Origin of the sequence: Algibacter sp. L4_22, from assembly GCF_023473045.1 — a bacterium.
Taxonomy (GTDB): Bacteria; Bacteroidota; Bacteroidia; order Flavobacteriales; family Flavobacteriaceae; genus Algibacter.
This window is the reverse complement of sequence record NZ_JAMCOK010000001.1, coordinates 25,266-50,365: the sequence shown is the minus strand read 5'-3', so window position 1 is coordinate 50,365 and position 25,100 is coordinate 25,266. Positions and strand designations below refer to the sequence as shown.

The window sequence follows — 25,100 nt, the reverse complement described above, 5'->3', positions numbered from 1 at the left end:
GTTTTTATTACTTTTATCGAATACAAAGTTAATAATTTAAACCCTTTTTATCTTGCTCGAATCGTTTCGATTTTTAGAATTTAACTTTCCTTGGCGAAGTTATCAGGCTAATTTGCTAAAACACTTCAATACTCATATTGAGGACAATCATTTTCATGTTATTGCACCTCCAGGATCTGGGAAAACCATTCTAGGCATTGAAATTATTAGAAAATTAAACAAGAAAACTTTGGTTTTGGCTCCAACCTTAACTATTAGAAATCAATGGGAAAACCGCTTACAAACCTTTTTTACTAGAGATGAAGATTTCGAGCCGTTTTCTTTCGATTTAAAAGCGCCTAAAGATATTACCTTTTCTACTTACCAATCGTTACATGCTTTTTACAAAACGTTCGAAGATAAAAATGATTATTACGCCTTTTTCAAAAAGCATAATATTCAAACATTGGTTTTAGATGAAGCGCATCATTTAAAAAATGCATGGTGGACCTGCTTAATTGATTTAAAAGAAAATATTCCGTTTCATTTAGTGGCCTTAACCGCCACGCCACCTTATGATAGCGATAGAACGGAAGTTGCTAAATATTTTAAGCTATGTGGAGACATAGACGATGAAATCGCGGTACCAGATTTAGTTAGAGAAACCGATTTATGTCCGCATCAAGATTTTGTTTACTTTTCTAAACCTGAAGATTTAGAGATTAATTTTATAGTTGAATACAGAGAGAAAATAGCAACGTTTAAAGATGAATTAATAGAAGATGAAATTTTTATTTCTTTTTTAAAAGCCCATCGTTTTTATAAAAGTCCGAAGTATCATTTAGAAGCTATTTATAGCAATACTGAATATTTTTCGGCCATACTTATTTTTTTAAATGTCTGCGGAATTAGTATTGAAAAGGAAAAACTTGAACTTCTTGGTTTTGAGGGTGATGAAACTATTCAGTTTCCAGAGTTACAATTAGAATGGTTGGGTGTTTTATTTCAGAATTTATTAGTGTCCGATCGAGAGCTTTTGATAGATCACGAGGTGTATTTGATGAGGTTGGAAAAGAAACTCCGACAATTAGATGTGTTTCGAAAAAGAAGAGTAGATTTTATTGGTGAAAATTTGCTGTATAAATCACTGTCAAACAGCCCGAGTAAATTAAAAAGTATTGTTGATATTGTAAAGGCAGAACGCGAAAATTTAAAAGAAGATTTACGTTGCGTTATTTTAACCGATTACATTCGGAAAGAATTTTTAAACAGCCAAAAAGAACTCATAAATAGTATTGGTGTTATGCCAATATTTCAGTTTATAAGAAGTAGTTGCTCGCATAAAGAAGACCTGGCGGTGCTTTCAGGAAGCTTAGTTGTTGTGCATAAAAACCTGTTGGTGGCTTTTGATAAGATTGAAAGTTGTGATGATTTTTCCTTTTCCCCTTTAGAAATTGATGCCGATTTTTTAGTGGTATCATCTAAAATTAAAACAAAAAATAGCATTGTTAGTATTATTACAAAGCTTTTTGAAGATGGAGATATTAAAGTTCTGGTGGGTACAAAATCGTTGCTTGGTGAAGGTTGGGATGCACCTTCTATCAATAGTTTAATTTTAGCTTCCTTTATTGGTTCGTTTGTTTCATCTAATCAAATGCGCGGTCGTGCTATTAGAAAAGATGCCGATAAGCCAGATAAAACTGGGAATATTTGGCATTTGGCTTGCGTTGATATTACAGATGCAAGCGGTGGGCGAGATGTTGAAGTTTTAAAGCGACGTTTTGATGCTTTTGTAGGTGTTACTAATAATGATATTCCGTTTATTTCTAACGGCATTGATCGTTTAAATTTTCCTGAGCATTTTTTAGAAGAAGATATTGATGTTTTAAATGAAACGACTTTAAAACGTGCAAAAAGCAGAAGTGAAACAGCCAAAAAATGGCAAGACTCTATTGGTAAAGGAACAAGATTAACTAAAGATGTGAGGCTGTTTTATATAGGCGATAAACCTTTTACTAGACAGCGACAATTATATTATTTTGATGCTATTCGCTTTTTTGTAGTCGAGTTAATGCTTGCTGTTTCTGTGTTTTATGTCGAGTTTATTTTAAGAGGTATAAACCTCGTGATACAACGTGGTGTGCTATATTTTATTTATGCATTTCTAGCGGCCTTTTTGTTTTCGTTTGGACTTAAGTTATATCGTGCTATAACGCTTTATATAAAACATGGATATCTGTACAAAAAGATACAAAATATGGGCCTTTCCATATTGGATACTATGGTTGAATTGAATTATATAACAACGAAAAAAGATGAGCTAATTGTAACATCTAGTCTTGTAAATAAAGGCGATGTGTCGTGTAGCTTACTTGGAGGGAATGCTTATGAAAGTGCTGTATTCTCTAAAGCATTAAGTGAAATTATAAACCCGATAGATTCACCGAGATATCTTATTATTAAAAGTAGTTTCTTCAGAAAGCGATTAGATATTGAAAACTTCTATCCGGTTCCTGAAATTTTTGGAGATAAAAAAACTAAGGCCTTAGTTTTTCAAAAACATTGGAACATGCATATTGGCAAAAGTAAATTGTTTTACACAAGGCATAAGGAAGGCCGGAAATTACTATTAAAAGCTAGATTGGCGCATGTGCATAATGCTTTTAAAAAAGTATCAAAAGAGGTGATGGTTTGGAAATAATTAAGTTGAAAAAACTTAGTCTAAATTTCTTATAAATTTATCGACATTAATGTAAACATCATCTTCACCTTGTTGATCGAAAGGGTTTTCTAAGTGTGATTGTATATTATCTAAAGCGACTAAAATAACACTGAACATAATAGGAACAGCAAACTCCAAGCCGTAGTTATAACTTGTTACGTTGTGTGCAAAATGTGGTCCGTAGATAATTGGTAAAAGCACAATAAAAATATCACTATAAGTACGTAGTGTTCTTGGTGTTCTGTATTGATAAATATGTTTGATGCGCTCGAATGAAATCATCATTTTGCTTAAAAACTGGTTAGAACGCGATGCTTCGCCAGAAGGTAAACCATGTGCACGCATACTTTTTATAAACTTAGAAAGATCTTCAAAGCTGGTATATACACCTTTTTCGTTTTCTTCTAGTTGTTCTTTAGGATTACTAAAAACATGCTTACATGAGTTTAAAAGGTTTCTCAGGTTTTCTTTTAATTCATCTTTGAGCTCTTGAGGTGGGTTTTCTACCCAGTCTGAAACTGCAAAAAACAACGCTCGGCCATGAGCTTTTATCGAACCATATTCATCTAAAGCAACTTCACGACGTTTGTAAGCGCCACCAATAGAAAAAACAATTGGGAACACAATAGCAGTACCAATTAAGGTTAATGGGAAATCTGCTTTAATTTCAAAATGTAAACAAAACGCTGTGGAAGCAATAGATAAACCCGTGATCAAGAGTGTTTTAAAATTAATAATTAAAAACACGCGTTGAAATATTTTACTCATAATGTTGTAGTATGTTTTCTATTTACTTAGTCCTAAATACGACCAAAGATTGTTTTCTCGTACAAAAGCCGATTTTTCGTGTATCATATCTACTTTTCCATTTTCGAAAAAATAAGCATTAAACGTAACAGTGCCTTTAGTATCGTTTTCTTGTCCTTCGGAGGTTTCTAGAACTTCTAATTTTATCCATTTTACAGATTTCGCCCAGTTTACTATTGCTTTTTTTTCTTTTATTGGGCGTGTAGATGTATGATGCGTAGCCATTAAATAATCGCCATTGGCTAACACAAAAGCACTGTAGCGCGAGCGCATAAGTTGTTCGGCTGTTTTAGCTTTGCTTAAATCTTTATGTGCTTTTCCGCAACAATTGGCGTATGGTTTTTCGTTTCCGCAGTAACAGTTCATCGATGAGGTGTTAAGTTTTTAAACCCAGTTTATTGGATTTTGTAAAACTTCAATTAATTTTTCCTCATCACTACCAGCTTCTGGATGATGGTCGTAAACCCATTGTACATGTGGCGGTAAACTCATTAAAATACTTTCTATGCGTCCGTTGGTTTTTAATCCAAAAAGGGTGCCTTTATCGTGCACTAAATTAAATTCCACATAGCGTCCACGACGAATTTCTTGCCAATTACGTTGGGCTTCTGTATATGGTAAATCTTTACGCTTTTCAACAATTGGTACGTAAGCTTCTAGAAAACTATCGCCTACTTCGGTTACAAAATTGTACCAGTTTTCCATAGTCATGTCTTCTGTTGCTTTGCAGTAATCGAAAAATAAACCGCCTAATCCACGACCTTCATTTCTGTGTGTATTGTAGAAATATTCATCGCAACGAGCTTTGTATTTTGAGTAAAATTCTGGGTTGTGTTTATCGCAGGCTGTTTTACATGTTTGATGGAAATGTTTAGCATCTTCTTCAAATAAATAATAAGGCGTTAAATCTTGTCCGCCACCAAACCAACTACCTACGATCTCTCCAGTTTTATCATACATTTCAAAATAGCGCCAATTAGCATGCACGGTTGGTACCATTGGGTTTGTAGGGTGAAGTACCAAACTTAAACCACATGCAAAAAAATCGACATCGCCAACTTTAAAATAGTCTTGCATAGACTTTGGTAATTTGCCGTTTACACCTGAAATATTTACACCTCCTTTTTCGAAAACATTTCCATGTTCTATTACTCGGGTGCGTCCGCCACCGCCTTCTGGACGTTCCCAAATATCTTCTTGAAAGGTTGCTTTGCTATCAATAGCTTCTAGTTTAGATGTAATACTATCTTGAAGGTTTTGAATATATTGGTAGAATTTGTTTTTCATTTTTAATTATTCCATTTCATAATACAGCTCGTAAAGTTCCATATCTAATGGGCTTTCGTTTGGAGGTGTATGTTCGTTTTTTAATGTTTTTATCCAAGTGAAGCTGTTATTCATTGCCACAGCAACACTTGCAAGATTGTCTTTATGTACTATAATTTGAAGCGTTTTTAGGCCTAAAGTTTCAAAAGCATAATCGGATAAAAGGGCTACTGATTTTGTTGTGATGCCTTTGCTTTCAAATTGATAAGAAATACAATATGCAAATTCTGCTTGTTTGGTTGTCCAATTAAGGTCTTTTATATAGATTAAGCCCGCAACATCATTGGATTGTTTTTCTTTTATCGTGAATAGAAACTCTTCTTTTAATTGAAATTGTTTAACTTTTTTATCTGTAAAGGATTTAGCTAAACTTGGTGTTAAGTTTTCTTGTAAAGTTTTTGGGAAATAACGTTTTAATCGATCTTCATTTGCTGACATAAAATTGCATAGAGGCCAAGCATCGTTAGCATTAATGGGTATTATGTTGAAGTTTTTAAAACTAAGAGTTTGCATGTGTTGCATTGTTTTTTAATTCTAGAGCATTAACTGTTTTTATAGTTGCTGCAGTTACTGATAAAGGTAGCACTAAAATTACACCAATAATTGGAATTAATAAAAATAGAATAAAAACAATACCATTTCCTATAGCGATACCTCTATTTTTTTTGACAAATTGTACGCTTTTTTTGTATTGAAAATGGCGCTCCAAAGTGTAATCCATATTACCAAAACCTGCATAATAGGCTTGTAAAAGAAATAGTAAAACTGCGGAAAAAATATTAACAACTGGAATGAATTTTAAAATAAGTAAAGGAATTGTTAGTAGTAATTCCATTATTAAATTACGTCCGTTAATTTTTATACCACGCATTAATTGTTGCCAGAATGTGGTATCGCGATGAGAATGCGGAGCGTTGCCTGTTAGGTGTGCTTCAATTTTTTCGGAAACCGGACTCATAAATGGCGCAGATAGTGCCATAATGATGTGTTTAAATAATATAAGACCAATAACTACAATAAAAAGGCCGCCAATAAAATTACTAATAGAGGTGAAGGTGTCTTTACCCCAATCCCAAATCCAAATTTTAGAAATGAAACTCCCAATATTATCCGATAGACCATAGGCTGAACCGAAAATAGCGGCCGCTGTTACCACGCTAATGAGCATGGGGATGGCAAAATATTTCCAGAGTTTGAGTTTTGATATTAAGCTGAAAGCACCGAAGTATGCTTTAATACCAGAAATTATGTTTTTAATCATGACGTTACTCTTGCGTTAGCGATTGAACGGTCTGTTTAAGCTCCCCGACCTTTTCGGGAGGGAGCGAGTAGTGAAAGCGCGACCTACTTTTTCCAGCTATATGTAGCATGTTTAGCTAAAATGTTACTTAAAAAAGTAGGTAACGTCCAAATAATTTTAAACTTTATATTCTTTTACGGCATCGATAAAGGCGCGAGCATTTTCTATTGGGATGTTTGGTAAAATACCATGTCCTAGATTTACAATGTATTTGTCTTTACCGAATTCGTTAATCATTTGGTGCACCATTTTCTTGATTTCTGCTGGTGGGGAAAATAAACGTGTAGGATCAAAATTACCTTGTAAAGTTATGTTTCCACCAGTTAAATAACGCGCGTTTCTTGCAGAACACGTCCAGTCGATACCAAGTGCCGAAGCACCAGAGTTTGCCATTTCGTTAAGTGCAAACCAACAACCTTTCCCGAAAGTGATAACCGGAGTTTCATCTTTTAAGGCATCGATGATTTGTTGGATATATTTCCAAGAAAATTCTTGATAATCTACAGGGGAAAGCATGCCTCCCCAAGAATCGAAAACTTGTACGGCGTTAACACCTGCTTTTACTTTTTCTTTTAAATAAGCAATTGTAGTATCTGTTATTTTTTGTAATAATCCGTGAGCTGCAATTGGGTTTGTAAAGCAAAACTCCTTGGCTTTATCGAAATTTTTACTGCCTTGGCCTTGTACGCAATAGCATAAAATAGTCCATGGAGAACCTGCGAAACCAATTAGAGGAATTTCGTCGTTTAGTTTTTCTTTAGTTGCTTTTATGGCTTGGTAAACATAATCTAGCGCTACAGTAACATCGGGAACGATTACATTATCGACATCTTTTTGTGTGCGTATTGGATTAGGTAAATATGGACCAAAATTTGGTTTCATTTGCACTTCGATATTCATGGCTTGTGGAATCACCAATATGTCGCTAAATAAAATAGCGGCATCCATACCAAAACGTTTTATGGGTTGTACGGTTATTTCACTCGCTAATTCTGGAGTTTGGCAGCGCGTAAAAAAGTCGTATTTGGCTTTAATTTCCATGAATTCTGGTAAATATCGCCCTGCTTGACGCATCATCCAAACGGGTGGACGGTCTACGGTTTCTCCTTTTAATGCTCGTAAAAATAAATCGTTCTTAATCATGTTATATATTTTTATTTCTTAAATCGTATTCTTCTTGGCCCATGCAATAATCTTCAATGTCTTTGTTGTTTCCGTAAACGACTAAAATATCATTTTCGAGGACTAAGGTTTCCGAATTAACTCGGCCAATACTTTCTTTTATAATATGTTTTTTACCTAAAATATTACGTTTTTCTATTTCGCGAATTATGGTAATTAATGTAAGCTGAAATTTGTTTGTTGTATCTAGCTCTTTTAGTGTTTTTCCGAAGAAATCTTTTTTAGCTTTTACTTCGGAAATTGTGAAGTTATTATCTAATTGATAATTTTCTAAAGTAGATTTAAAATTGATTTGTTTGGTTAACCTGTTAGCTGAATCTTGTTCTGGATGAATAATATTATGCACGCCCATAGCTTCTAAAACGGTATCGTGGATGGGTGAAAGTGCACGGCTAATAATTTTTACATCGCATAATTTTTTAACAATAGCTGTAGTGATTATGGCGGCTCCTTCATTTTCACCAATGGCAACGACTATTTTGTCGGCATCTTTTAAAGGCACGGCGCTGTAGGCTAACTCGTTGGTAGAGTCCATACAAATGGCGTGAGAAACTAGGTCTTTTACCAGGTTGATTTTCTCTATTTGCTTGTCTATGGCAATTACTTCGTTGCCTGTTTCGGTAAGACTCAATGCTAGAGCGTTTCCGAAATTTCCGAGTCCAATAACTATTATTTTCATCTATATAAATTATTTATTTTTTGAAAAACATTTAGTTGATCAAAATATTTTCTTTTGGATACTCATAAAATTGATGATTGATTTGGCGCATTAAACCAATCATTAAATTGAGCATTCCTATTCTACCAATAAACATGACTAAAATTATAACATATTTGCTAGGCTCTGTTAAACTAGGTGTGAAATTTAAACTCAAGCCAACTGTACTATATGCCGAAAAACACTCAAAAGTTATACTTAATAATGACGTATGTTTAGGTTCGAAAATTAAAAGCGCCATAATAGAAAAACCTATAACTATTAGAGAAAGAGATAAAATAGCAAAGGCTCTTGATGTTGACTCTGCCGAGATTCGTTTTCCGAAAATTTCAATACGACTTTTTCCTCTTGCCGTAGCATAAATATTTAATGTTGCTAATGCAAAGGTACTCGTTTTTATACCACCACCAGTTGATGCTGGTGAAGCACCAATCCACATTAATAATATTATAAATAATAAGGAAGGCATAGTCATTTCACTATAATTAATCACGTTAAATCCTGCAGTTCTAGGGCTAACCGAATTAAATGCTGAATTTGTTAACTTACCAACAATGGTCGTGTGTTCCAACATGGTGTTGTTGTATTCTGATATAAAGAAAAACACCCATCCTACAAATAGTAAAATAGATGTGGTATAAATTACTATTTTAGTGTTTAAAGTAATTATTGGCACACGTTTATGGACAGCATCTCTTTCGAAAATTTCTAAAAAATAAATTCTTATTTTTTTATAGAAATTAAAAATGATGTTGTGTCCCAAACCTCCAAAAATAATAAGCATCATAATGATCCATTGAAAACCGTAATTAAAACGAATACTTTTTTCAAACAATCCAGATGGTAAAATTGAAAATCCGGCATTACAAAATGCCGAAATAGAATGAAAAGCCGAGAAAAACAATTTGTCTTTAATTACCGTGTTATCATGTACAGATAAATAAATAAATACAGCTCCAATAAGTTCTAAAGTAAGCGTAAATGCAACCACGTTTAGAGCTGCTCTAAACACATCTCTCAAACCTTCTTGTGCAATAAAATCTTTAGTATTTAAACCTTCCTTAAATGAGGAGCTTCCTCTGAAGAAAAATGCGAAAAAGGAGGTGAAAGTTAATATTCCTAATCCTCCTAGTTGAATTAAAACTAAAATAATAGATTGACCAACTAACGTAAAATCGTGACTAGTATCTAAAACGGCTAAGCCCGTAACACAAACGGCGCTTGTAGCTGTAAAAAGAGCATTTGTAAAGCTAATACCTTCTATAGTAGCACTTGGCAGCATAAGTAAAAAAGCACCTAGAATGGCCATAATAAAAAAGCTGCCTACAAAAACGATGGCTGGATTAAAATAGACTTCATAAATATAACGCACCAATACAAGTAACCTTATTAGGAAGTATAAAATAAGGCCGAGTTCGAGTATGGGTTTTATTTTTTGTAGAACAAAATGGTAGTCGTTATGCATATGCGTTAGCGAGACCACTATAGAGGTTATCAATAAAATTGAGATAATTAAAATGTTAACTTGAGCTACGCGTTTGTTGTTTTTATACTTGTAAATAAAAAGTTTTACAGTATTAAATACTAGTAATAAAACCGATAATGCTATTAAACCAAAAACATGTGGTGATGTATAATTATCGGCATGATCGTAGCCTAAATCGAAGACAATAAAAAATAATACGATTATATCGAAAAACCGATACACGTAATTTAATAATGATTGTTTTTTTAATTTAGGCATTTTAAATCTAATGATTTATAACGAAAACCTGTTTTAAAATAAAAGCTAGATGGTACTAAATATAATACTCATTTATTAACTCTATAACGCTTTCTACCGTTGGTACTTTTGCTACACGAATATCTTCAAAATGTTTTCTAGCTTCTGCTGCCGTAGTTTCACCAATACAAAAAGCAATAACTTGTTTTTTGTTTTTCTGAGTAAAACTTTCAACTGTAGAAGGGCTATAAAACATAACAGCTTCTACAGAGTCGTTAACTCTTACGCCATCATATTTAGTTTGGTAAGCTTCAATTTCGGTAACTTTGATATTGTTTTCACTTAAAATAGTTGGCAAAGCATCTAATCTAATATCGCTACAAAAGTAAGTTACTTCTGCACCGGTCATATATTCTACCAAATAATCGGCTAATTTTTTAGCATTATTTTCCGAGTGAGTAACTTTTCCTATTCTATTTTCAACTAAACGCTTGGTTCTACGGCCAACACAATAAATGTTTTTAAACTGTAGCTCTAGAGCAGAATAGTTTGTGGTTAGCGATTCTACAGCATTTTTGCTTGTAATTATCACGTTTTCAATTTCGTTTTTTAAGAATCTAGGATGAATACGGTTTAAGCTAATTTTAACCACATCGGTACTTTCAGATTTCACCTTTTCATGAAATAACAAACGTTGATCTTCTGTTAGTGATTTTGTAGAATATACATTAGTTTTTCTATCAGAATTTTTAATGTTATCCATTAACCGTTTTCCGCCACGTTCAATAATAAAATCGGCGCAATATTGAGCAACATCATGGTGCTCTCCTAGTTTTTTAACACGAGATACATCAATACGTTTTGTTCCATCTGGACTTAATAAAACACCGGTAAAGGTGATTTCTTCGTCTTTTATTACGGCTAAAGCACCAATAGGAGCTGTACAACCACCTTCTAATTTATTTAGAAATTCACGTTCTATTGTAGTACAAATTTCGGTTTCTTCATGATTTAACTCGGCGCAAATGCTTCTTACTAATTCATCTTCTTCTAAAGCTGTAACCATAATAGTTCCTTGCGCTGGTGCAGGAATCATCCAGTCTAAATTAATGGCTTCTTCCGGTCTAACACCAATTCTTCCAATACCGGCGGCAGCAAAAATAGCACCGTTCCATTCGCTGTCTTCAAGTTTTTGTAGGCGTGAATTAACGTTGCCTCTTAAATCTGTAATGGTGTGTGTCGGGAAACGGTTTAACCATTGTGCACGTCGGCGTAAACTTCCGGTTGCAATTACGGCATCTTTCGATCCTAAAAACTCTTCGTTGTCGTTAAAAACAAGAGTGTCTTTTGGATTACCACGTTTTATAACTGCTGCTTGCACAATACCTTTTGGTAAAACCGTTGGTACATCTTTTAAGGAATGTACAGCAATATCGATATCGTTGTTAAGCATTGCAATATCCAACGTCCGGGTAAAAATACCTGTAATACCTAATTCGTAAAGCGGTTTGTCTAAAACTAAATCGCCTGTAGATTTTATTGGTACTATCTGGGTTTTATGACCTAATTGTTCGAGTTGACTTTGTACTATTTTGGCTTGCCATAGCGCTAATTCGCTATCACGAGTACCAATTTTTATGATTTTAGACATTTTTTGTAGAAGGTTCTAATTGGAACACTTTTTTAATAAGTTCAAGACTGTCGTCTGTAGAAACGTCATCATCTTTTAAATGATGCGCAAAATGATTAGTTATTTTCTGAATAATGTTACTGCTGATAATTTCGGCTTGCGATTCGTTAAAATCGGACATTTTTTTACGTTGTGTATCTAATTCCGCCATTGCAAAATCGTTTAGTTTATGTTTTAAAGCTTTAATAGTTGGCGCGAATTTTCGAGTTTCTAACCAATTATTAAACTCTGTTTTTACTTCTTCTATTATCGCTTCCGCAGAAGGAATATGTTCTTTTCGAGCTTCGAGCGTTTGGTCGGTAATTTGAGATAAATGATCTAAATGCACCAATTTAACACCTTCTAATTCCAAAACATTTTCATCTACATTCTTCGGAATCGATAAATCTAAAATTAAAAGTGGTCGGTTATTTTGTATTATATGTTTATCAATTGTTGGGCGTTGTGCTCCAGTGGCAACAATTAAAATGTCCGAATCGGTAATTTCTTCTTGTAAATTAGAGTAATCTTTAACTACTAAATTAAATTTCCCGGCAATTTGCTCCGCTTTTGTTTTAGTTCTGTTTATTAAGGTAATATGCTCATTTTTGGTGTGTTTAACCAAGTTTTCGCAAGTATTTCTACCAATTTTACCTGTTCCGAAGAGTAAAATATTTTTATTGCTAATATCTTCAACAGCATTAAAAATATAGCGAACCGAAGCAAATGATACAGATGTGGCACCCGATGAAATTTCGGTTTCGGTTTTAATACGCTTACTCGCTTGAATTACTGCATTTATTAATCGTTCTGAGAACGGGTTAAGTAACCCGTGTTTTCTTGAAAGTTTAGCACTAATTTTTAACTGACTTATAATTTCAAAATCACCAAGAATTTGACTGTCCAAACCAGAGCCTACACGAAACATGTGAGATATGGCGTCTTTATTCTTATAAATGTAAGCAACCTCTTGAAACTCTTCAACAGTACCGCGTGTGTTATCACAAAGTAATTTTATAAGTTGAAAAGGGTGTTGGGCAAAGCCATAAATTTCGGTTCTGTTGCAGGTAGAAGTTACTACCAAGCTTTCTATTTTACTATCTTTAGCTTGATTTAAAAGTGAAAGTTTACCATCTTCGCTTAGACTAAAATGTCCTCGAATATCGGCATCGGCTTTTTTGTAACTTAAACCAATGGCGTAAAAGTAACTGCTTTTCGAAACGTTATATTGCTGCATGCGTTGATTAAAATTGTGTGGCAAAAATATACGGATGGCGGGTTAAAAAGTAACGCTCAAAGAACTTTTAGTGTCGTTTGTGGTTTTTTAGCGTTGTTTTTGCTGAATATGTGATAAATATCATATTTTTGTAGTGAAATCAATTGATTTGAAGGAGTTAATTTAGAACCAATCTAAATAAGATGAATAAGAATAACATTGAAAATAACCAAAAAAGTAACGCTCAAAGTTCGTTTTTAGAAACGGAAGTTGATGATGGTTTTTTTGTTTTAATGTATAAGAATGATAAAAGTGAAGTGCAAAACATTGTAAAAGAAATATATAGCGATTTCATTCAATTTCATTTTTGTGTTAAAGGTTCTAGTCAATTTATATTTAATGAAGGCCGCTATACGTTGAATATACTTGAAGAAAACTCGTTGCTTTTGTATAACCCACAGCGCGATTTGCCAATTAATCTAAAAATTGAACCCAATTCTTGGATGGTTTCTATATTAATTTCAATTAAAAAATTTCACGGTTTGTTTTCTCAAGAAGCTGGTTATATTACTTTTTTAAGCGATGATAATAAAGATAAAAAATATTATAAAGACGGTGTAATTTCGCCATCTATGGCTATAGTTTTAAATCAGTTAATAAATTATAACTTAAATCAATCTATAAAAAACTTATATTTTAAAGGAAAGGCTTATGAACTTTTAAGTTTGTATTTTAATAGAAGTGAAGATGCCGATGTTGAACAATGTCCGTTTTTAGTTGATGAAACAAATGTTATAAAAATAAGAAAGGCTAAAGATATTGTAATTTCAAGAATAGCAGAGCCGCCAAGTTTACAGGAACTTGCTGATGAAATTGGATTAAATATTAAAAAATTAAAAGAAGGCTTTAAACAAATTTATGGCGATTCAGTTTTCAGTTTTTTATTCGACTATAAAATGGAAGTAGCTCGAAAATTACTAGAGGCAGGAAATGATAATGTGAACGAAGTTGGACTTAAAGTAGGTTACAGTACTTCTAGTCATTTTATTGCGGCATTTAAAAAGAAATATGGCACGACTCCTAAAAAGTATGTGATGTCCTTAACCAATTAAAAACACGGAAGTAGTACAGCTTATGTTTTCCTTCTGATAAAAAAACAAAAAAAATGAAATATTTATCTCCAGAAATAGCGGCGTTAGCCAAATATGAAAGCACTAAGTCTTTAGCTAGAACAAGTACCTCTTGTGGTATTTTTCAAGATTGCGAGTATACAGAAGATCGTCCTAAATTATATCACCAACAACTAACCAAAAATAAATAAGAGCAAACATGAAAGCAATTTTAATTGTAGTATTGGTGTTTTTTACTCTAGCTTGTAACGCTACAGATCACGTTTTAGTTTTTTCAAAAACAGAAGGGTTTAGGCATAAATCTATTGAAACAGGAGTGAAAGCTATTGAGACTTTAGGTGCTGATAATAATTTTAAAGTTACGCATAGTGAGGATTCTAAGGTTTTCCTAAGTAAAAAATTAAAGAAATACGATTTAATTATTTTTTTAAGCACTACAGGAGATATTTTAAATTCTGAAGAAGAAGCGGCTTTTAAAAAGTATATTAATAATGGTGGCAGTTTTTTAGGAATACATGCCGCTACAGATACCGAGTTTGAGTGGGAATGGTACGGAAAACTTGTTGGAGCTTATTTTGTAAGTCACCCAAAGCAAGCGCAAGCCTCTATTGAGGTAAAAGATAAAAATCACGAAGCCACCAAGCATTTGCCAAGTCCATGGAGTCATTATGATGAGTGGTATAATTTTAAAAGTATAAGTAGCGATATCCATGTGCTTTTAACACTTGATGAATCGAGTTATACAGGTGGTGAAAATGGAGAATTTCACCCTATTGCATGGTGTCAAGAATTTGATGGTGGTAGAATGTTTTACACTGGGCTAGGGCATACTGTAGAATCATATTCAAATCCAGAATTTAGAGCGCATCTTTTAGGTGGAATCTTATATTGTTTAGATAAATAAAATAAATGAAAAAAGGTATATTACTTGTCAATCTTGGTTCACCGGAAAGTCCTGAGCCAAAAGACGTAAAAAAATATTTAGGTGAGTTTTTAATGGACGAACGCGTAATCGATCTTCCGTATATTGCTAGAGCCGCCTTAGTTAAAGGGATTATATTAAAAACGCGCCCAAAAGCATCGGCAGCGGCGTATAAAAAGATATGGTGGAAAGAGGGCTCTCCGCTTATTGTAATTTCAGAAAGGCTTCAAAATAAAATTCAAAAAGAAGTAGAGTATCCTGTTGCGCTTGCTATGCGTTATGGTAGTATGACTATTAAAAAGGGGCTTCAAGAATTAGTAGATAAAGGTGTAGAGGAGGTTTTACTTTTTCCTCTTTATCCTCAATTTGCTATGGCAACCACTGAAACAATAACGGTTTTAGCTGAAGAATTGCGTCAGGAGTATTTTCCTGATTTAAAAATTGAATCTGTTCCTGCTTTTTATAATAAACCAGATTATATAGAAGTGCTTGCAAATTCAATTAAAAATCATTTAAAAGATAAGAATTATGATCACGTATTGTTTTCTTATCATGGTGTTCCAGAACGGCATATTAGAAAAAGTGATGTTACAAAATCGCATTGCAAAATTGATAAAAGTTGTTGTGTTACCCCAAGTAAAGCTCACGAGTATTGCTATAAACACCAGTGTTTAGAGGTAACTCGATTGGTTGGTGAAAAACTCGGTTTTAAGGAAGATATGTTTTCAACATCTTTTCAATCTCGTTTAGGTTTTGATCCATGGTTACAACCTTATACAGATAGAACTATTGAGCGTTTGGGTAAAAAAGGAGTGCAGAATATGGCGATTATAACACCTGCATTTGTTAGTGATTGTCTAGAGACTCTTGAAGAAATAGCAATGGAAGGTCAAGAAATTTTTCATGAAATGGGTGGTAAGGATTTTACAACGGTACCTTGTTTAAACGACGATGATGAGTTTGTAGAATTGCTTTCAAAATGGATAAATACTTGGGGAGCTGGTAAAACTAATGACTGATAATGGCTAAGGTATCTTCGGAAGATTTAGGATCGCAACCTATTGGTAAATTGCTTATTAAGCAGGCTGTTCCGGCATCTATTGGTGTATTAGTAATGTCTCTTAATGTTTTGGTCGATACAGTTTTTGTAGGTCAATGGATTGGGGCAATTGCTATTGCTGCTATAAATATTGTGTTGCCGGTTTCTTTTTTTATTGCGGCTTTGGGAATGAGTATTGGTATTGGAGGCGCCTCGATTATTTCTCGAGCACTTGGTGCTTCAAATTACGAAAAAGCTCTAAAAACTTTTGGAAACCAAATAACACTTGTTTTATTGTTAACGGTTTCTATTGTTGCACTCGGGTTGTTTTTTGTTGACGATATCATTTTGTTGTTTGGAGGTAAAGGTGCCATTTTTGAACCTGCTAAGATATATTATAAAATAGTATTGTATGGTGTTCCTCTTTTGGCGTTTTCTATGCTTGGAAACAATGTAATACGGGCGGAAGGTAAGCCTAAGTTTGCGATGTACTCCATGATGATTCCGTCGGTAGCGAATTTGCTGTTAGATTATATTTTTATTAATGTTTTAGATTATGGAATGGCTGGCGCTGCATGGGCAACCACTATTTCTTATGGTTTTTCATTTACATTTATTCTTTGGTTTTTCATTTCTAAAAATTCAGAATTAAAAATAAATATAAAAGACTTTGGTTTGCATTTTCCTATTGTAAAAGAGATAGGTTCTTTGGGTTTTGTAACCCTTGCTAGGCAGGCCGTGGTAAGTGTTACTTACTTGTTTATGAATAATATTTTATTCGATTTAGGTGGAGAAACCTCGGTTACATCATATGCTATAGTTGGTAGAATGCTTATGTTTGCTTTGTTCCCTGTCTTGGGTGTTACCCAAGGGTTTTTGCCGATTGCGGGATTTAATTATGGTGCAAAAAATTACGATAGAGTAAGAGAGAGTCTTAATATTGCTATAAAATATGCGGCTATTTTGGCAACTCTAATATTTATTGTTCTCATGCTTTTTCCGGAGGCTATCACCAAAGTGTTTACCACAAATACAGCGGTTATAGAGCAAACTCCATCCGCTATGCGTTGGGTTTTTGCTGCAACACCAGTAATCGCGCTGCAGCTTATTGGAGCGGCTTATTTTCAGGCTATTGGTAAGGCAACGCCTGCTTTGTTGCTTACTTTGTCACGTCAAGGGTTTTTCTTTATACCGCTTATATTTATATTACCAAAATTTTATGGCGAACTAGGTGTATGGATGTCATTTCCTATTTCCGATGTGTTTTCCACAATAGTAACAGCGTATTTTTTAAATCGCGAAATCCGAAAAAATTTAATAGTAAAAACCGTATAAATCAATAGCAGTATGGAGTATTATAATTATATAAAATCGTTTCATCTTATATTTGTTGTTACTTGGTTTGCAGGCCTATTTTATATTCCTAGGTTATTTGTTTATCAAATTGAGGCCTATCATAAACCATCGCCAGATAAAGAGATTTTGGGTAAACAACTAAAAATTATGGCAAAGCGCTTGTGGTATATTATTACTTGGCCGTCGGCAATTTTGTGTACTATTTTTGCTGTTTGGCTCTTGGTTTTACAACCGTTTTGGTTGGAGCAACCTTGGATGCATGTAAAACTTACTTTTGTGGTGCTTCTTATTATTTATCATTTAAAAACGCATCAATATTTTAAGCAGTTGCAGAATGATGTGGTTAAAAAAACATCTAGTTTTATGCGTATTTGGAATGAAGGTGCAACTTTTATTCTTTTTGCTGTTGTGTTTTTAGTGATTTTAAAAAGCGCCATTAACTGGGTTTGGGGTGTAGTAGGAATTCTTGTTCTAGGGGTTTTAATCATGTTAGGATTCAAAGTTTATAAAAATATAAGAAGTAAAAATCCTGACGCATAATAAATATTGTCTGTACCTAATTCTTATTTTAATCCAGATAACCCTAGTTTTTTGTTAATCAATCTTAAAAGTGATAACAGGGCGTTTAGCATGATTTACTAAATCTTCACTTATGCTGCCGTTAAAAAAGTGCGAAATTCCTTGTCGACCATGCGTACTCATTCCAATTAAATCAGCTGAGATAGATTGCGAGAAATTCATGATGCCATTTTCAATACTTATATCATTGTAAATATTAATACTCTGTTTCGGGAATTCAAAGTTGCTAGCAAAAGCATGCATACAAGCCTTGGCTTCTCCTGTGGTTCTAAATTTGTTTGGAGTATTAACCATTAATAAATGCATGTTTGCATTAAAAATTTTAGCAAAACGAAGCGATTGCTCGTAACTTGGTTTGCTTTCTTCCTTAAAATCGGAAGCAAAAACAAAATCTTTGACGTTGAAATATTTGTGCTCGTTTTTAATTACTAAAACAGGGGTTTCTGATGTTCTTACTACCTTTTCAGTATTACTTCCAATAAGCATTTCTTTTAGTCCGCTTACGCCATTAGATCCCATGATTATTAAATCAATATCGTGTTTTTTGCTAACATGAAAAATTCCTTTAAAAATTTCTTGAAAATCAACAGTTTCATGAACTGTAATATCTTTTAAATAGTCTTGGGTTTTTAATTCTTCGAATTTTTTATGTGCTAACTTCATGAAAAATAAAGCTTCAGGAAAATCGCTATGAGACGTTAAAGCATCAACTTGATCGATTGGTAATTCAATAATGTGCAGTAAATAAATTTCGCAATCGTAAGTTTTAGCTAGTTGTGCTGCTACTTTTAAGGCGTTCTCGGCTTGGTCGGAAAAGTCTGTGGGTACAAGAATTTTTTTCATAGAATCGTTAGGTGTTTAGTGGTTGAGTAAGGCATTATTTGCATTACAGATATAAAGCTTAAAAATACACTTATTTGTTTGTAACATAAGCTATGGCGTATCTAAATTTATGAAAAATTCCTTTAAGAATCAATAATATTTTATATATTTGCACCGTTGAAAGGCGAATTAAGAAAATGAGGGGACGGAAAGTCCCCTCTTTTTATACTAGAAAATGTTTAAAACTACCGTAGAAAATTTACTCGAAGAGGCATTAACAGAGCGACAAGATTTATTTCTTATCAGCTTAACTATTAGTGCAGAAAGTCATATAAACATTGTTATCGATGGTGATAACGGCGTTTTAGTTGAGGACTGTATTTTTATTAGCAGATTTGTTGAGAATGATTTGGATAGGGAAGAACATGATTATTCTATAGAAGTGATGTCGGCAGGAGCAACAGCTTCGTTTACACATCAACGCCAGTATATAAAAAATATTGATAGAACGCTAAATGTGCGTACAAAAACGGAAGAAGTAGAAGGTGTTTTAACAGCCGCTACCGAAAACGATATACTACTAGAGTGGAAAACTAGAGAACCTAAGCCCGTTGGTAAAGGGAAAGTAACGGTAAAGAAGCAAGCGAATATAGCTTACGACGATATTGTAGAAGCAAAAGTTGTGATAAAATTTTAAATCGAAACCAGTTATGGAAAATATTGCGTTAATTGATTCTTTTTCAGAATTCAAAGACGATAAGCTTATTGACAGAGTAACGTTAATGGCTATTTTAGAAGATGTTTTTAGAAGTGCCTTAAAACGAAAGTTTGGGGATGATGATAATTTTGATATTATTGTGAATCCAGATAAAGGTGATTTAGAAATTTGGAGAAATAGAGTTGTTGTTGCTGATGGTGAGGTTGAAGAAGAAAATCAAGAGATTTCGTTAACGGAAGCTCGCAAAATTGAACCAGATTTTGAAGTAGGTGAAGATGTATCGGAAGAAGTAAAACTTATCGATTTAGGTCGTCGTGCTATCTTAGCATTACGCCAAAACTTGATTTCTAAAATACATGAACACGATAATACTATTGTCTTTAAACATTTTAAAGATTTAGTAGGTGAGATATATACAGCAGAGGTACACCATATTCGTCATAGAGCGGTTATTTTGTTGGATGATGAAGGAAACGAAATTGTACTTCCAAAAGACAAACAAATCCCTTCGGATTTCTTTAGAAAAGGAGATAATGTTCGTGGAGTGATTGATAGTGTAGAGCTTAAAGGAGCTAAACCAACTATTATCATGTCTAGAAGTTCCCCTATATTTTTAGAAAAATTATTCGAACAAGAAATTCCAGAAGTTTTTGATGGTTTAATTACTATTAAAAAAGTAGTAAGAATTCCAGGCGAAAAAGCAAAAGTAGCTGTAGATTCGTATGATGATAGAATTGATCCAGTAGGAGCTTGCGTAGGTATGAAAGGATCTCGTATTCACGGTATTGTTCGTGAATTAGGAAACGAAAATATTGATGTAATAAACTATACTAGTAACTTACCATTATTTGTTACTAGAGCATTAAGTCCAGCCCGTGTAACTTCGGTTAAATTAAACGAAGAAACAAAACGTGCAGAGGTTATCTTAAAACCAGAAGAAGTAAGTAAAGCAATTGGTAGAGGCGGTCACAACATCCGTTTAGCTGGTCAACTTACAGGTTATGAGATCGATGTGTTTAGAGAAGGCGCAGAGGAAGATGTAGAATTACGTGAATTCAAAGATGAAATTGAATCATGGATTATTGATGAATTTAGTAAAGCTGGATTAGACACTGCTAAAAGTATTTTAGAACAAGAGGTGAAAGATTTAGTTAAAAGAACGGACTTAGAGGAAGAAACCATTAACGACGTTATTAGGATTTTAAGAGAAGAATTCGAAGAATAATATCAATTTCATAAAAATTACAAGAAATTATCGTTAGATGTTTCTTAATTTTATGATAGAATTGGTATAATATATATATTTGAGTATTTTAAAGGCAATTATGGCTGAAACAATTAGATTAAATAAAGTATTACGCGAGCTTAACATCTCTCTAGATCGTGCCGTAGAATTTTTAGATTCTAAAGGTGTCGAAATAGAGAAGCGTCCGACTACGAAAATATCAAAGGAAACATATAAATTTCTTTCCGATGAGTTTCAAACAGACGCTAGTAAAAAAGTGGCATCTTTAGAGGTTAGTGAAGCAAAACTAAAAGAGAAAGAAGTGTTACGTGAGCAACGCGAGCGTGAACTTGAAGAAAAGCAAAAAGCAGCTGCCAAAAGAGAGGAGATTATTAAAGCGACTAAAACACTTAACCCACCTAAACAGGTTGGTAAAATTGATTTAGACGGTAAAAAAGAAACTCCAAAACCAACAATCGAGGAGAAACCAAAAGTGGTTGAGCCTAAAGTTGAAAAACAAGAGGTTGTTAAAGAAGTTACTAAAGAACAGGTAAAAGAAGTTGTTAAGGAAGAAGCAGTTGTTCCTAAAACAGAAAAGCCTGTAGAAGTAACTAAAAAGGAACCTGTTAAAGTTGAAGAAGCTAAGCCAAAAGTTGAAGAGAAACCAGCGGCAAAGGTTATTGAAAAACCTAAAGCGGAAGAAAAACAAATTGCAACAGAAAAGATAGAGAAGCAAGAAACCATTATTGTTGATGGTGAAATTGTTACTCCTGAAGAAAAGGTAAAAACACAATATCAAAAACTTACAGGTCCTAAAATAGCAGGTGATAAAATTGATTTATCTCAATTTAATAAACCTAAAAAGAAACCTGTAGAAAGGAAACCAGCGGCAGGTGCAGCGGCAAATAAGAAAAAGCGTCGTCGTATTAGTAAAGCTGGAGCTCCTGGAGATAATAGACCAAGTACTGCTAGACCAGCTAGACCAGGTGGGAATGACCGCTTTAAAGGTAAGCCAGGTGTTGGACGTCGTAGTATTGTTAAAGAGGAACCTAGTGAGGAAGATGTTAAAAAACAAGTGCGTGAAACACTTGAAAAACTTCAAGGTAAATCTAGCAAAGGTAGAGGTGCTAAGAACAGAAGAGATAAAAGAGATAAACATAGAGAACAGACTGAAATTGATCAGCAAATAGAAGCAGCTGAAAGCAAAATCATTAAGGTTACCGAGTTTGTTACGGCAAGCGAAATGGCAACTATGATGGATGTTGGTGTAACACAAATTATTTCGGCATGTATGTCGTTAGGAATGATGGTTACAATGAACCAACGTTTGGATGCTGAAACTTTATCTATTGTTGCAGATGAGTTTGGTTATCAAGTAGAATTTGTAACTGCGGATATTGAAGAATCAATTGAAGAAGTTATAGATAAACCAGAAGATTTAAAACCTCGTGCACCAATTGTTACGGTAATGGGTCACGTAGATCACGGTAAAACATCTCTTCTAGATTATATTCGTCAAGAAAATGTAATTGCTGGCGAGTCTGGTGGAATTACACAGCATATAGGTGCTTATGGCGTTGAATTAGAGAATGGACAAAAAATAGCCTTCTTAGATACACCAGGTCACGAGGCCTTTACAGCCATGCGTGCACGTGGAGCTCAAGTTACCGATATTGCTATTATTGTAGCAGCTGCCGATGATGATATTATGCCGCAAACTAAAGAAGCTATTTCGCATGCACAAGCTGCGGGAGTGCCAATTGTATTTGCCATTAATAAAATAGATAAGCCAGATGCTAATCCTGAAAAGATTAAAGATGGTTTAGCACAAATGAATCTTTTAGTTGAAGATTGGGGTGGTAAAATTCAATCACACGATATCTCTGCTAAAGTAGGTACAGGTGTTAAAGAATTATTAGAAAAAGTATTGCTAGAAGCTGAATTATTAGAGCTTAAAGCAAATCCAGATAAACCAGCTGTTGGTACTGTAGTCGAAGCCTTTTTAGATAAAGGTCGTGGTTATGTATCAACTATATTAGTACAAGCCGGAACACTTCGCGTTGGAGATTATGTTTTAGCAGGTAGAAATAGTGGTAAAGTAAAAGCTATGCATGATGAACGTGGAAATAATGTTCTTGCAGCAGGACCTTCAACTCCAGTTTCTATCTTAGGTTTAGATGGTGCACCACAAGCAGGTGATAAATTCAATGTATTTGAAGACGAACGTGAAGCGAAACAAATCGCCTCTAAACGTGCTCAATTACAACGTGAGCAATCCGTTAGAACGCAACGTCATATTACGTTAGATGAAATTGGTCGTCGTATAGCACTTGGTGATTTCCAAGAATTAAATATTATCCTTAAAGGTGATGTGGATGGTTCTGTGGAAGCATTAACCGATTCGTTCCAAAAACTTTCTACTGAAGAAATTCAAGTTAATATTCTTCATAAAGGAGTTGGAGCTATTACCGAAAGTGATGTATTGTTAGCTTCGGCTTCCGATGCCATTATTGTTGGATTTAATGTACGTCCGGTTGGAAATGCTAGAACAATTGCTGATAAAGAAGAAATCGATATCCGTACATATTCTATTATCTACGATGCTATCAATGATCTTAAAGATGCTATGGAAGGTATGTTATCTCCAGAGTTGAAAGAAGAGATTTTAGGTACAGCAGAAATTAGAGAAATGTTTAAAGTATCTAAAATTGGTACTATTGCAGGTTGTATGGTAACTAATGGTAAAATAACGCGTAATGCAGGTATTCGTTTAATACGTGATGGTGTAGTTGTTTATACAGGTGAATTAACTTCGTTAAAACGATTTAAAGATGATGCTAAAGAAGTAACTAAAGGTTACGACTGTGGTTTACAAATTAAAAATTACAACGATATTAAGGAAGGTGATGTAATTGAAGCATTCCATGAAGTAGAGGTTAAGAAAAAGTTGAAGTAATTCAAAATTAACTTTATAAATTATCAAAAAGCCAGAACGTAAGTTCTGGCTTTTTTTGTTTTGTAGGTTGAAGTAATTGCGCTACTTTTAATTCAAATAAAAATAACTTATGAAAACTATCGGCTTAATTGGAGGCATCACGCCAGAATCTACAGTTCTATACTATCGAATATTAAACGATTTAGCGCAATCTACTTATGGTGAGTCGCATTCAGCAAAAGTTATTATAAATTCTGTTGATTTTGGGGAAATAGCAAAACTTCAAAAAGAAAATCGTTGGGATTTATTAGATAATCTAATGTGCGATGCTGCCGTAAGTTTAGAAAAGGCAGGGGCGACTTGTGTTTTAATTTGCGCCAACACCATGCATTTAACCATTGAGGCAGTTAAGAAAGGTGTCAGTGTTCCTGTAATACATATCGCCGAAGCTACTTCAAAAGAAATTATAACCAAAAGCTTAAAAAAAGTAGCTCTTCTAGGAACAAAATACACCATGGAAAAAACGTTTTATACAGATGTTTTAAAATCTTTTGGTATAGAAACTATAATTCCTGAGTTAGATGATAGAAATGAAGTTCATAGAATTATTTATGATGAATTGTCTAAAGGAAAATTAACTTCAGAGTCAAAAGCTATTTACCTTAAGATCATTCAGAAATTAATAAAAAGTGGAGCAGAAGGAATTATTTTGGGTTGTACTGAAATTCCATTACTCATAGAGCAAAATGATGTTGAAGTTCCTGTTTTTGATACCACAACTATTCATGCTAAAGCCGCTTTTGAATTAGCAGTGAAGTAAAATTTTTATGTTGTTTTATAATCTATAAGTTTTCTTGGGCCTTCTAAAACATTTCTAACAATCTGTAAAGTGCCATCGTCTTTTGTAGAAATCCCCCATTTTATTAGTGAGATTTCTCCATTTTCAATTTCAATCCCCGTTATGCTTCTAGGGTGCACACAACTACCATCATTAAAAAAAGCAATATCTCCAGGCTCTGGAAATCGTGGTCTGTGCGTATGGCCAACAACCGTTATTAAATTGTTGTTTTCTGCAATCCAAGTTTTTGTTCGCCGCTCTACTTTTATAAGCTCCGTGTAGTTTTTAGCAGGGCTTGTTGGATCTGCAATACCCATTACATTTAAAGGTTTCCATAGTATGCGTACCAAAAAACGACTCCATTTCCAAAATAAAAAGTTCCACCAATCAGCTTGATGGCCATGGGTTAAAAATACTTCTTGATTTGTAGAACAATGCTTTAATATAATGCCTTCGTGATATTTTATATCTTTAAATAACTCGACATCTTCACCAGTTTTGGCATCGAAATAAGTTGATAAATGCTTTTCAACATAACTTGGATTTCTGTAAACCATATCGTGGTTTCCCCAAATCATATGTAATTTATGCTCTGTATGAAATTGTTTCATAAGCATATAGACATTTTTGTGTGCATTTAAAATAGATTCGAACGATAGGTTTTCCCAAAGTTCGTCGCCATCTCCGATTTCAAAATATTCAAAACCTTCATCAAAATAATGCTTTAATGCATGGAAATAAATGTTTCTATTATTTGCAAAATCATCTGCAAAACTATTATCACCGCGATGGCAATCACTAAAAAGTATAAATTTGCTATCGTCATCAAATTCGACCACTTTGGCATTATTATAAGCATTATCTAATCTTTTTTTAGCTGAAAACATAAAGTAA

General features: G+C 33.8%; 23 protein-coding genes. 11 read left to right on the top strand and 12 right to left on the bottom strand.

The annotated features are described in order from the left end of the window. Nucleotides 1-52 precede the first annotated feature (52 nt). Nucleotides 53-2,680: a DEAD/DEAH box helicase family protein gene (locus M4I23_RS00200; RefSeq protein ID WP_249753045.1), complete on the top strand. Its 2,628-nt coding sequence runs from the start codon at nt 53-55 to the stop codon at nt 2,678-2,680. Between the two features lie 15 nt (nt 2,681-2,695). Here the strand turns inward: M4I23_RS00200 and M4I23_RS00195 are convergent, their stop codons facing one another. From M4I23_RS00195 to hemA, 10 genes are all read right to left on the bottom strand, one after another. After that, nucleotides 2,696-3,469, bottom strand: coding sequence for a hypothetical protein (locus M4I23_RS00195; protein WP_159019122.1), 774 nt, complete (start codon nt 3,467-3,469; stop codon nt 2,696-2,698). A gap of 18 nt (nt 3,470-3,487) precedes the next feature. Further along, nucleotides 3,488-3,874 carry a YchJ family metal-binding protein gene (locus tag M4I23_RS00190; protein WP_249753044.1) on the bottom strand — a complete coding sequence of 129 codons (387 nt, stop codon included), beginning with the start codon at nt 3,872-3,874 and terminating at the stop codon, nt 3,488-3,490. Nucleotides 3,875-3,892: 18 nt separating this feature from the next. Continuing rightward, nucleotides 3,893-4,795 carry an oxygen-dependent coproporphyrinogen oxidase gene (gene hemF, locus M4I23_RS00185; protein ID WP_249753043.1) on the bottom strand — a complete coding sequence of 301 codons (903 nt, stop codon included), beginning with the start codon at nt 4,793-4,795 and terminating at the stop codon, nt 3,893-3,895. A gap of 6 nt (nt 4,796-4,801) precedes the next feature. Next, on the bottom strand, nt 4,802-5,347 hold the full coding sequence (locus M4I23_RS00180) for a GNAT family N-acetyltransferase (RefSeq protein WP_249753042.1): 546 nt from the start codon (nt 5,345-5,347) through the stop codon (nt 4,802-4,804). After that, nucleotides 5,334-6,095 carry an EI24 domain-containing protein gene (locus M4I23_RS00175; protein ID WP_249753041.1) on the bottom strand — a complete coding sequence of 254 codons (762 nt, stop codon included), beginning with the start codon at nt 6,093-6,095 and terminating at the stop codon, nt 5,334-5,336. The genes M4I23_RS00180 and M4I23_RS00175 overlap by 14 nt, the downstream gene beginning before the upstream one ends. Nucleotides 6,096-6,251: 156 nt before the next feature. After that, nucleotides 6,252-7,277 (bottom strand): uroporphyrinogen decarboxylase, encoded by a 1,026-nt coding sequence (gene hemE / locus M4I23_RS00170; protein ID WP_158845591.1) that lies wholly within the window; start codon nt 7,275-7,277, stop codon nt 6,252-6,254. Nucleotide 7,278: 1 nt separating this feature from the next. Next, the gene (locus tag M4I23_RS00165; RefSeq protein WP_158845588.1) at nt 7,279-7,995 is read right to left on the bottom strand and encodes a TrkA family potassium uptake protein; all 717 of its coding nucleotides are present in this window, start codon (nt 7,993-7,995) and stop codon (nt 7,279-7,281) included. Nucleotides 7,996-8,026: 31 nt separating this feature from the next. Continuing rightward, on the bottom strand, nt 8,027-9,778 hold the full coding sequence (locus tag M4I23_RS00160) for a TrkH family potassium uptake protein (RefSeq protein WP_249753040.1): 1,752 nt from the start codon (nt 9,776-9,778) through the stop codon (nt 8,027-8,029). A 55-nt stretch (nt 9,779-9,833) separates the two neighbouring features. Then, the gene (gene hemC / locus M4I23_RS00155; protein ID WP_249753039.1) at nt 9,834-11,408 is read right to left on the bottom strand and encodes a hydroxymethylbilane synthase; all 1,575 of its coding nucleotides are present in this window, start codon (nt 11,406-11,408) and stop codon (nt 9,834-9,836) included. After that, on the bottom strand, nt 11,401-12,663 hold the full coding sequence (gene hemA, locus M4I23_RS00150; RefSeq protein ID WP_249753038.1) for a glutamyl-tRNA reductase: 1,263 nt from the start codon (nt 12,661-12,663) through the stop codon (nt 11,401-11,403). The genes hemC and hemA overlap by 8 nt, the downstream gene beginning before the upstream one ends. A gap of 182 nt (nt 12,664-12,845) precedes the next feature. Between hemA and M4I23_RS00145 the strand changes: the two genes are divergently transcribed. The 6 genes from M4I23_RS00145 to M4I23_RS00120 are packed head-to-tail and all read left to right on the top strand — an operon-like array spanning nt 12,846 to nt 17,629. Further along, nucleotides 12,846-13,754: a helix-turn-helix transcriptional regulator gene (locus tag M4I23_RS00145; protein WP_249753037.1), complete on the top strand. Its 909-nt coding sequence runs from the start codon at nt 12,846-12,848 to the stop codon at nt 13,752-13,754. 53 nt (nt 13,755-13,807) lie between these two features. Next, nucleotides 13,808-13,963: a hypothetical protein gene (locus M4I23_RS00140; RefSeq protein ID WP_199269907.1), complete on the top strand. Its 156-nt coding sequence runs from the start codon at nt 13,808-13,810 to the stop codon at nt 13,961-13,963. An 8-nt stretch (nt 13,964-13,971) separates the two neighbouring features. Beyond that, nucleotides 13,972-14,676 (top strand): ThuA domain-containing protein, encoded by a 705-nt coding sequence (locus M4I23_RS00135; RefSeq protein WP_249753036.1) that lies wholly within the window; start codon nt 13,972-13,974, stop codon nt 14,674-14,676. A gap of 5 nt (nt 14,677-14,681) precedes the next feature. Continuing rightward, the gene (hemH, locus tag M4I23_RS00130; protein WP_158845572.1) at nt 14,682-15,713 is read left to right on the top strand and encodes a ferrochelatase; all 1,032 of its coding nucleotides are present in this window, start codon (nt 14,682-14,684) and stop codon (nt 15,711-15,713) included. 2 nt (nt 15,714-15,715) lie between these two features. Further along, nucleotides 15,716-17,068 carry an MATE family efflux transporter gene (locus M4I23_RS00125; RefSeq protein WP_249753035.1) on the top strand — a complete coding sequence of 451 codons (1,353 nt, stop codon included), beginning with the start codon at nt 15,716-15,718 and terminating at the stop codon, nt 17,066-17,068. 12 nt (nt 17,069-17,080) lie between these two features. Then, nucleotides 17,081-17,629: a CopD family protein gene (locus tag M4I23_RS00120; RefSeq protein WP_158845566.1), complete on the top strand. Its 549-nt coding sequence runs from the start codon at nt 17,081-17,083 to the stop codon at nt 17,627-17,629. Nucleotides 17,630-17,683: 54 nt separating this feature from the next. On the opposite strand, the gene M4I23_RS00115 is transcribed toward M4I23_RS00120, so the two are convergent. After that, nucleotides 17,684-18,511, bottom strand: a complete 828-nt coding sequence (locus M4I23_RS00115; RefSeq protein WP_158845564.1) for a universal stress protein — start codon at nt 18,509-18,511, stop codon at nt 17,684-17,686. 214 nt (nt 18,512-18,725) lie between these two features. Here M4I23_RS00115 and rimP point away from each other — a divergent pair, with 214 nt between their 5' ends. The 4 genes from rimP to M4I23_RS00095 all read left to right on the top strand — a co-directional run bounded on the left by rimP (nt 18,726) and on the right by M4I23_RS00095 (nt 24,188). Next, nucleotides 18,726-19,187, top strand: coding sequence for a ribosome assembly cofactor RimP (gene rimP / locus M4I23_RS00110; protein ID WP_158845561.1), 462 nt, complete (start codon nt 18,726-18,728; stop codon nt 19,185-19,187). 13 nt (nt 19,188-19,200) lie between these two features. Then, nucleotides 19,201-20,433, top strand: coding sequence for a transcription termination factor NusA (gene nusA / locus M4I23_RS00105; RefSeq protein WP_158845559.1), 1,233 nt, complete (start codon nt 19,201-19,203; stop codon nt 20,431-20,433). A 100-nt stretch (nt 20,434-20,533) separates the two neighbouring features. Beyond that, nucleotides 20,534-23,389 carry a translation initiation factor IF-2 gene (gene infB / locus M4I23_RS00100; protein ID WP_158845557.1) on the top strand — a complete coding sequence of 952 codons (2,856 nt, stop codon included), beginning with the start codon at nt 20,534-20,536 and terminating at the stop codon, nt 23,387-23,389. 109 nt (nt 23,390-23,498) lie between these two features. Next, entirely contained in the window at nt 23,499-24,188 is a 690-nt protein-coding gene (locus M4I23_RS00095) for an aspartate/glutamate racemase family protein (RefSeq protein WP_158845554.1), read from the top strand. A 5-nt stretch (nt 24,189-24,193) separates the two neighbouring features. Here M4I23_RS00095 and M4I23_RS00090 read toward each other — a convergent pair whose 3' ends face one another. Then, nucleotides 24,194-25,093 carry a metallophosphoesterase gene (locus M4I23_RS00090; RefSeq protein WP_158845552.1) on the bottom strand — a complete coding sequence of 300 codons (900 nt, stop codon included), beginning with the start codon at nt 25,091-25,093 and terminating at the stop codon, nt 24,194-24,196. Between the last annotated feature and the right edge of the window lie 7 nt (nt 25,094-25,100).

Excerpts from the sequence above, each read along its gene's own strand:
- M4I23_RS00195 (WP_159019122.1), bottom strand. The coding sequence starts at position 3,469 with ATGAGTAAAATATTTCAACGCGTGTTTTTAATTATTAATTTTAAAACA.
- M4I23_RS00190 (WP_249753044.1), bottom strand. The coding sequence starts at position 3,874 with ATGAACTGTTACTGCGGAAACGAAAAACCATACGCCAATTGTTGCGGA.
- hemF (WP_249753043.1), bottom strand. The coding sequence starts at position 4,795 with ATGAAAAACAAATTCTACCAATATATTCAAAACCTTCAAGATAGTATT.
- M4I23_RS00180 (WP_249753042.1), bottom strand. The coding sequence starts at position 5,347 with ATGCAAACTCTTAGTTTTAAAAACTTCAACATAATACCCATTAATGCT.
- M4I23_RS00175 (WP_249753041.1), bottom strand. The coding sequence starts at position 6,095 with ATGATTAAAAACATAATTTCTGGTATTAAAGCATACTTCGGTGCTTTC.
- hemE (WP_158845591.1), bottom strand. The coding sequence starts at position 7,277 with ATGATTAAGAACGATTTATTTTTACGAGCATTAAAAGGAGAAACCGTA.
- M4I23_RS00165 (WP_158845588.1), bottom strand. The coding sequence starts at position 7,995 with ATGAAAATAATAGTTATTGGACTCGGAAATTTCGGAAACGCTCTAGCA.
- M4I23_RS00160 (WP_249753040.1), bottom strand. The coding sequence starts at position 9,778 with ATGCCTAAATTAAAAAAACAATCATTATTAAATTACGTGTATCGGTTT.
- hemC (WP_249753039.1), bottom strand. The coding sequence starts at position 11,408 with ATGTCTAAAATCATAAAAATTGGTACTCGTGATAGCGAATTAGCGCTA.
- hemA (WP_249753038.1), bottom strand. The coding sequence starts at position 12,663 with ATGCAGCAATATAACGTTTCGAAAAGCAGTTACTTTTACGCCATTGGT.
- M4I23_RS00145 (WP_249753037.1), top strand. The coding sequence starts at position 12,846 with ATGAATAAGAATAACATTGAAAATAACCAAAAAAGTAACGCTCAAAGT.
- M4I23_RS00140 (WP_199269907.1), top strand. The coding sequence starts at position 13,808 with ATGAAATATTTATCTCCAGAAATAGCGGCGTTAGCCAAATATGAAAGC.
- M4I23_RS00135 (WP_249753036.1), top strand. The coding sequence starts at position 13,972 with ATGAAAGCAATTTTAATTGTAGTATTGGTGTTTTTTACTCTAGCTTGT.
- hemH (WP_158845572.1), top strand. The coding sequence starts at position 14,682 with ATGAAAAAAGGTATATTACTTGTCAATCTTGGTTCACCGGAAAGTCCT.
- M4I23_RS00125 (WP_249753035.1), top strand. The coding sequence starts at position 15,716 with ATGGCTAAGGTATCTTCGGAAGATTTAGGATCGCAACCTATTGGTAAA.
- M4I23_RS00120 (WP_158845566.1), top strand. The coding sequence starts at position 17,081 with ATGGAGTATTATAATTATATAAAATCGTTTCATCTTATATTTGTTGTT.
- M4I23_RS00115 (WP_158845564.1), bottom strand. The coding sequence starts at position 18,511 with ATGAAAAAAATTCTTGTACCCACAGACTTTTCCGACCAAGCCGAGAAC.
- rimP (WP_158845561.1), top strand. The coding sequence starts at position 18,726 with ATGTTTAAAACTACCGTAGAAAATTTACTCGAAGAGGCATTAACAGAG.
- nusA (WP_158845559.1), top strand. The coding sequence starts at position 19,201 with ATGGAAAATATTGCGTTAATTGATTCTTTTTCAGAATTCAAAGACGAT.
- infB (WP_158845557.1), top strand. The coding sequence starts at position 20,534 with ATGGCTGAAACAATTAGATTAAATAAAGTATTACGCGAGCTTAACATC.
- M4I23_RS00095 (WP_158845554.1), top strand. The coding sequence starts at position 23,499 with ATGAAAACTATCGGCTTAATTGGAGGCATCACGCCAGAATCTACAGTT.
- M4I23_RS00090 (WP_158845552.1), bottom strand. The coding sequence starts at position 25,093 with ATGTTTTCAGCTAAAAAAAGATTAGATAATGCTTATAATAATGCCAAA.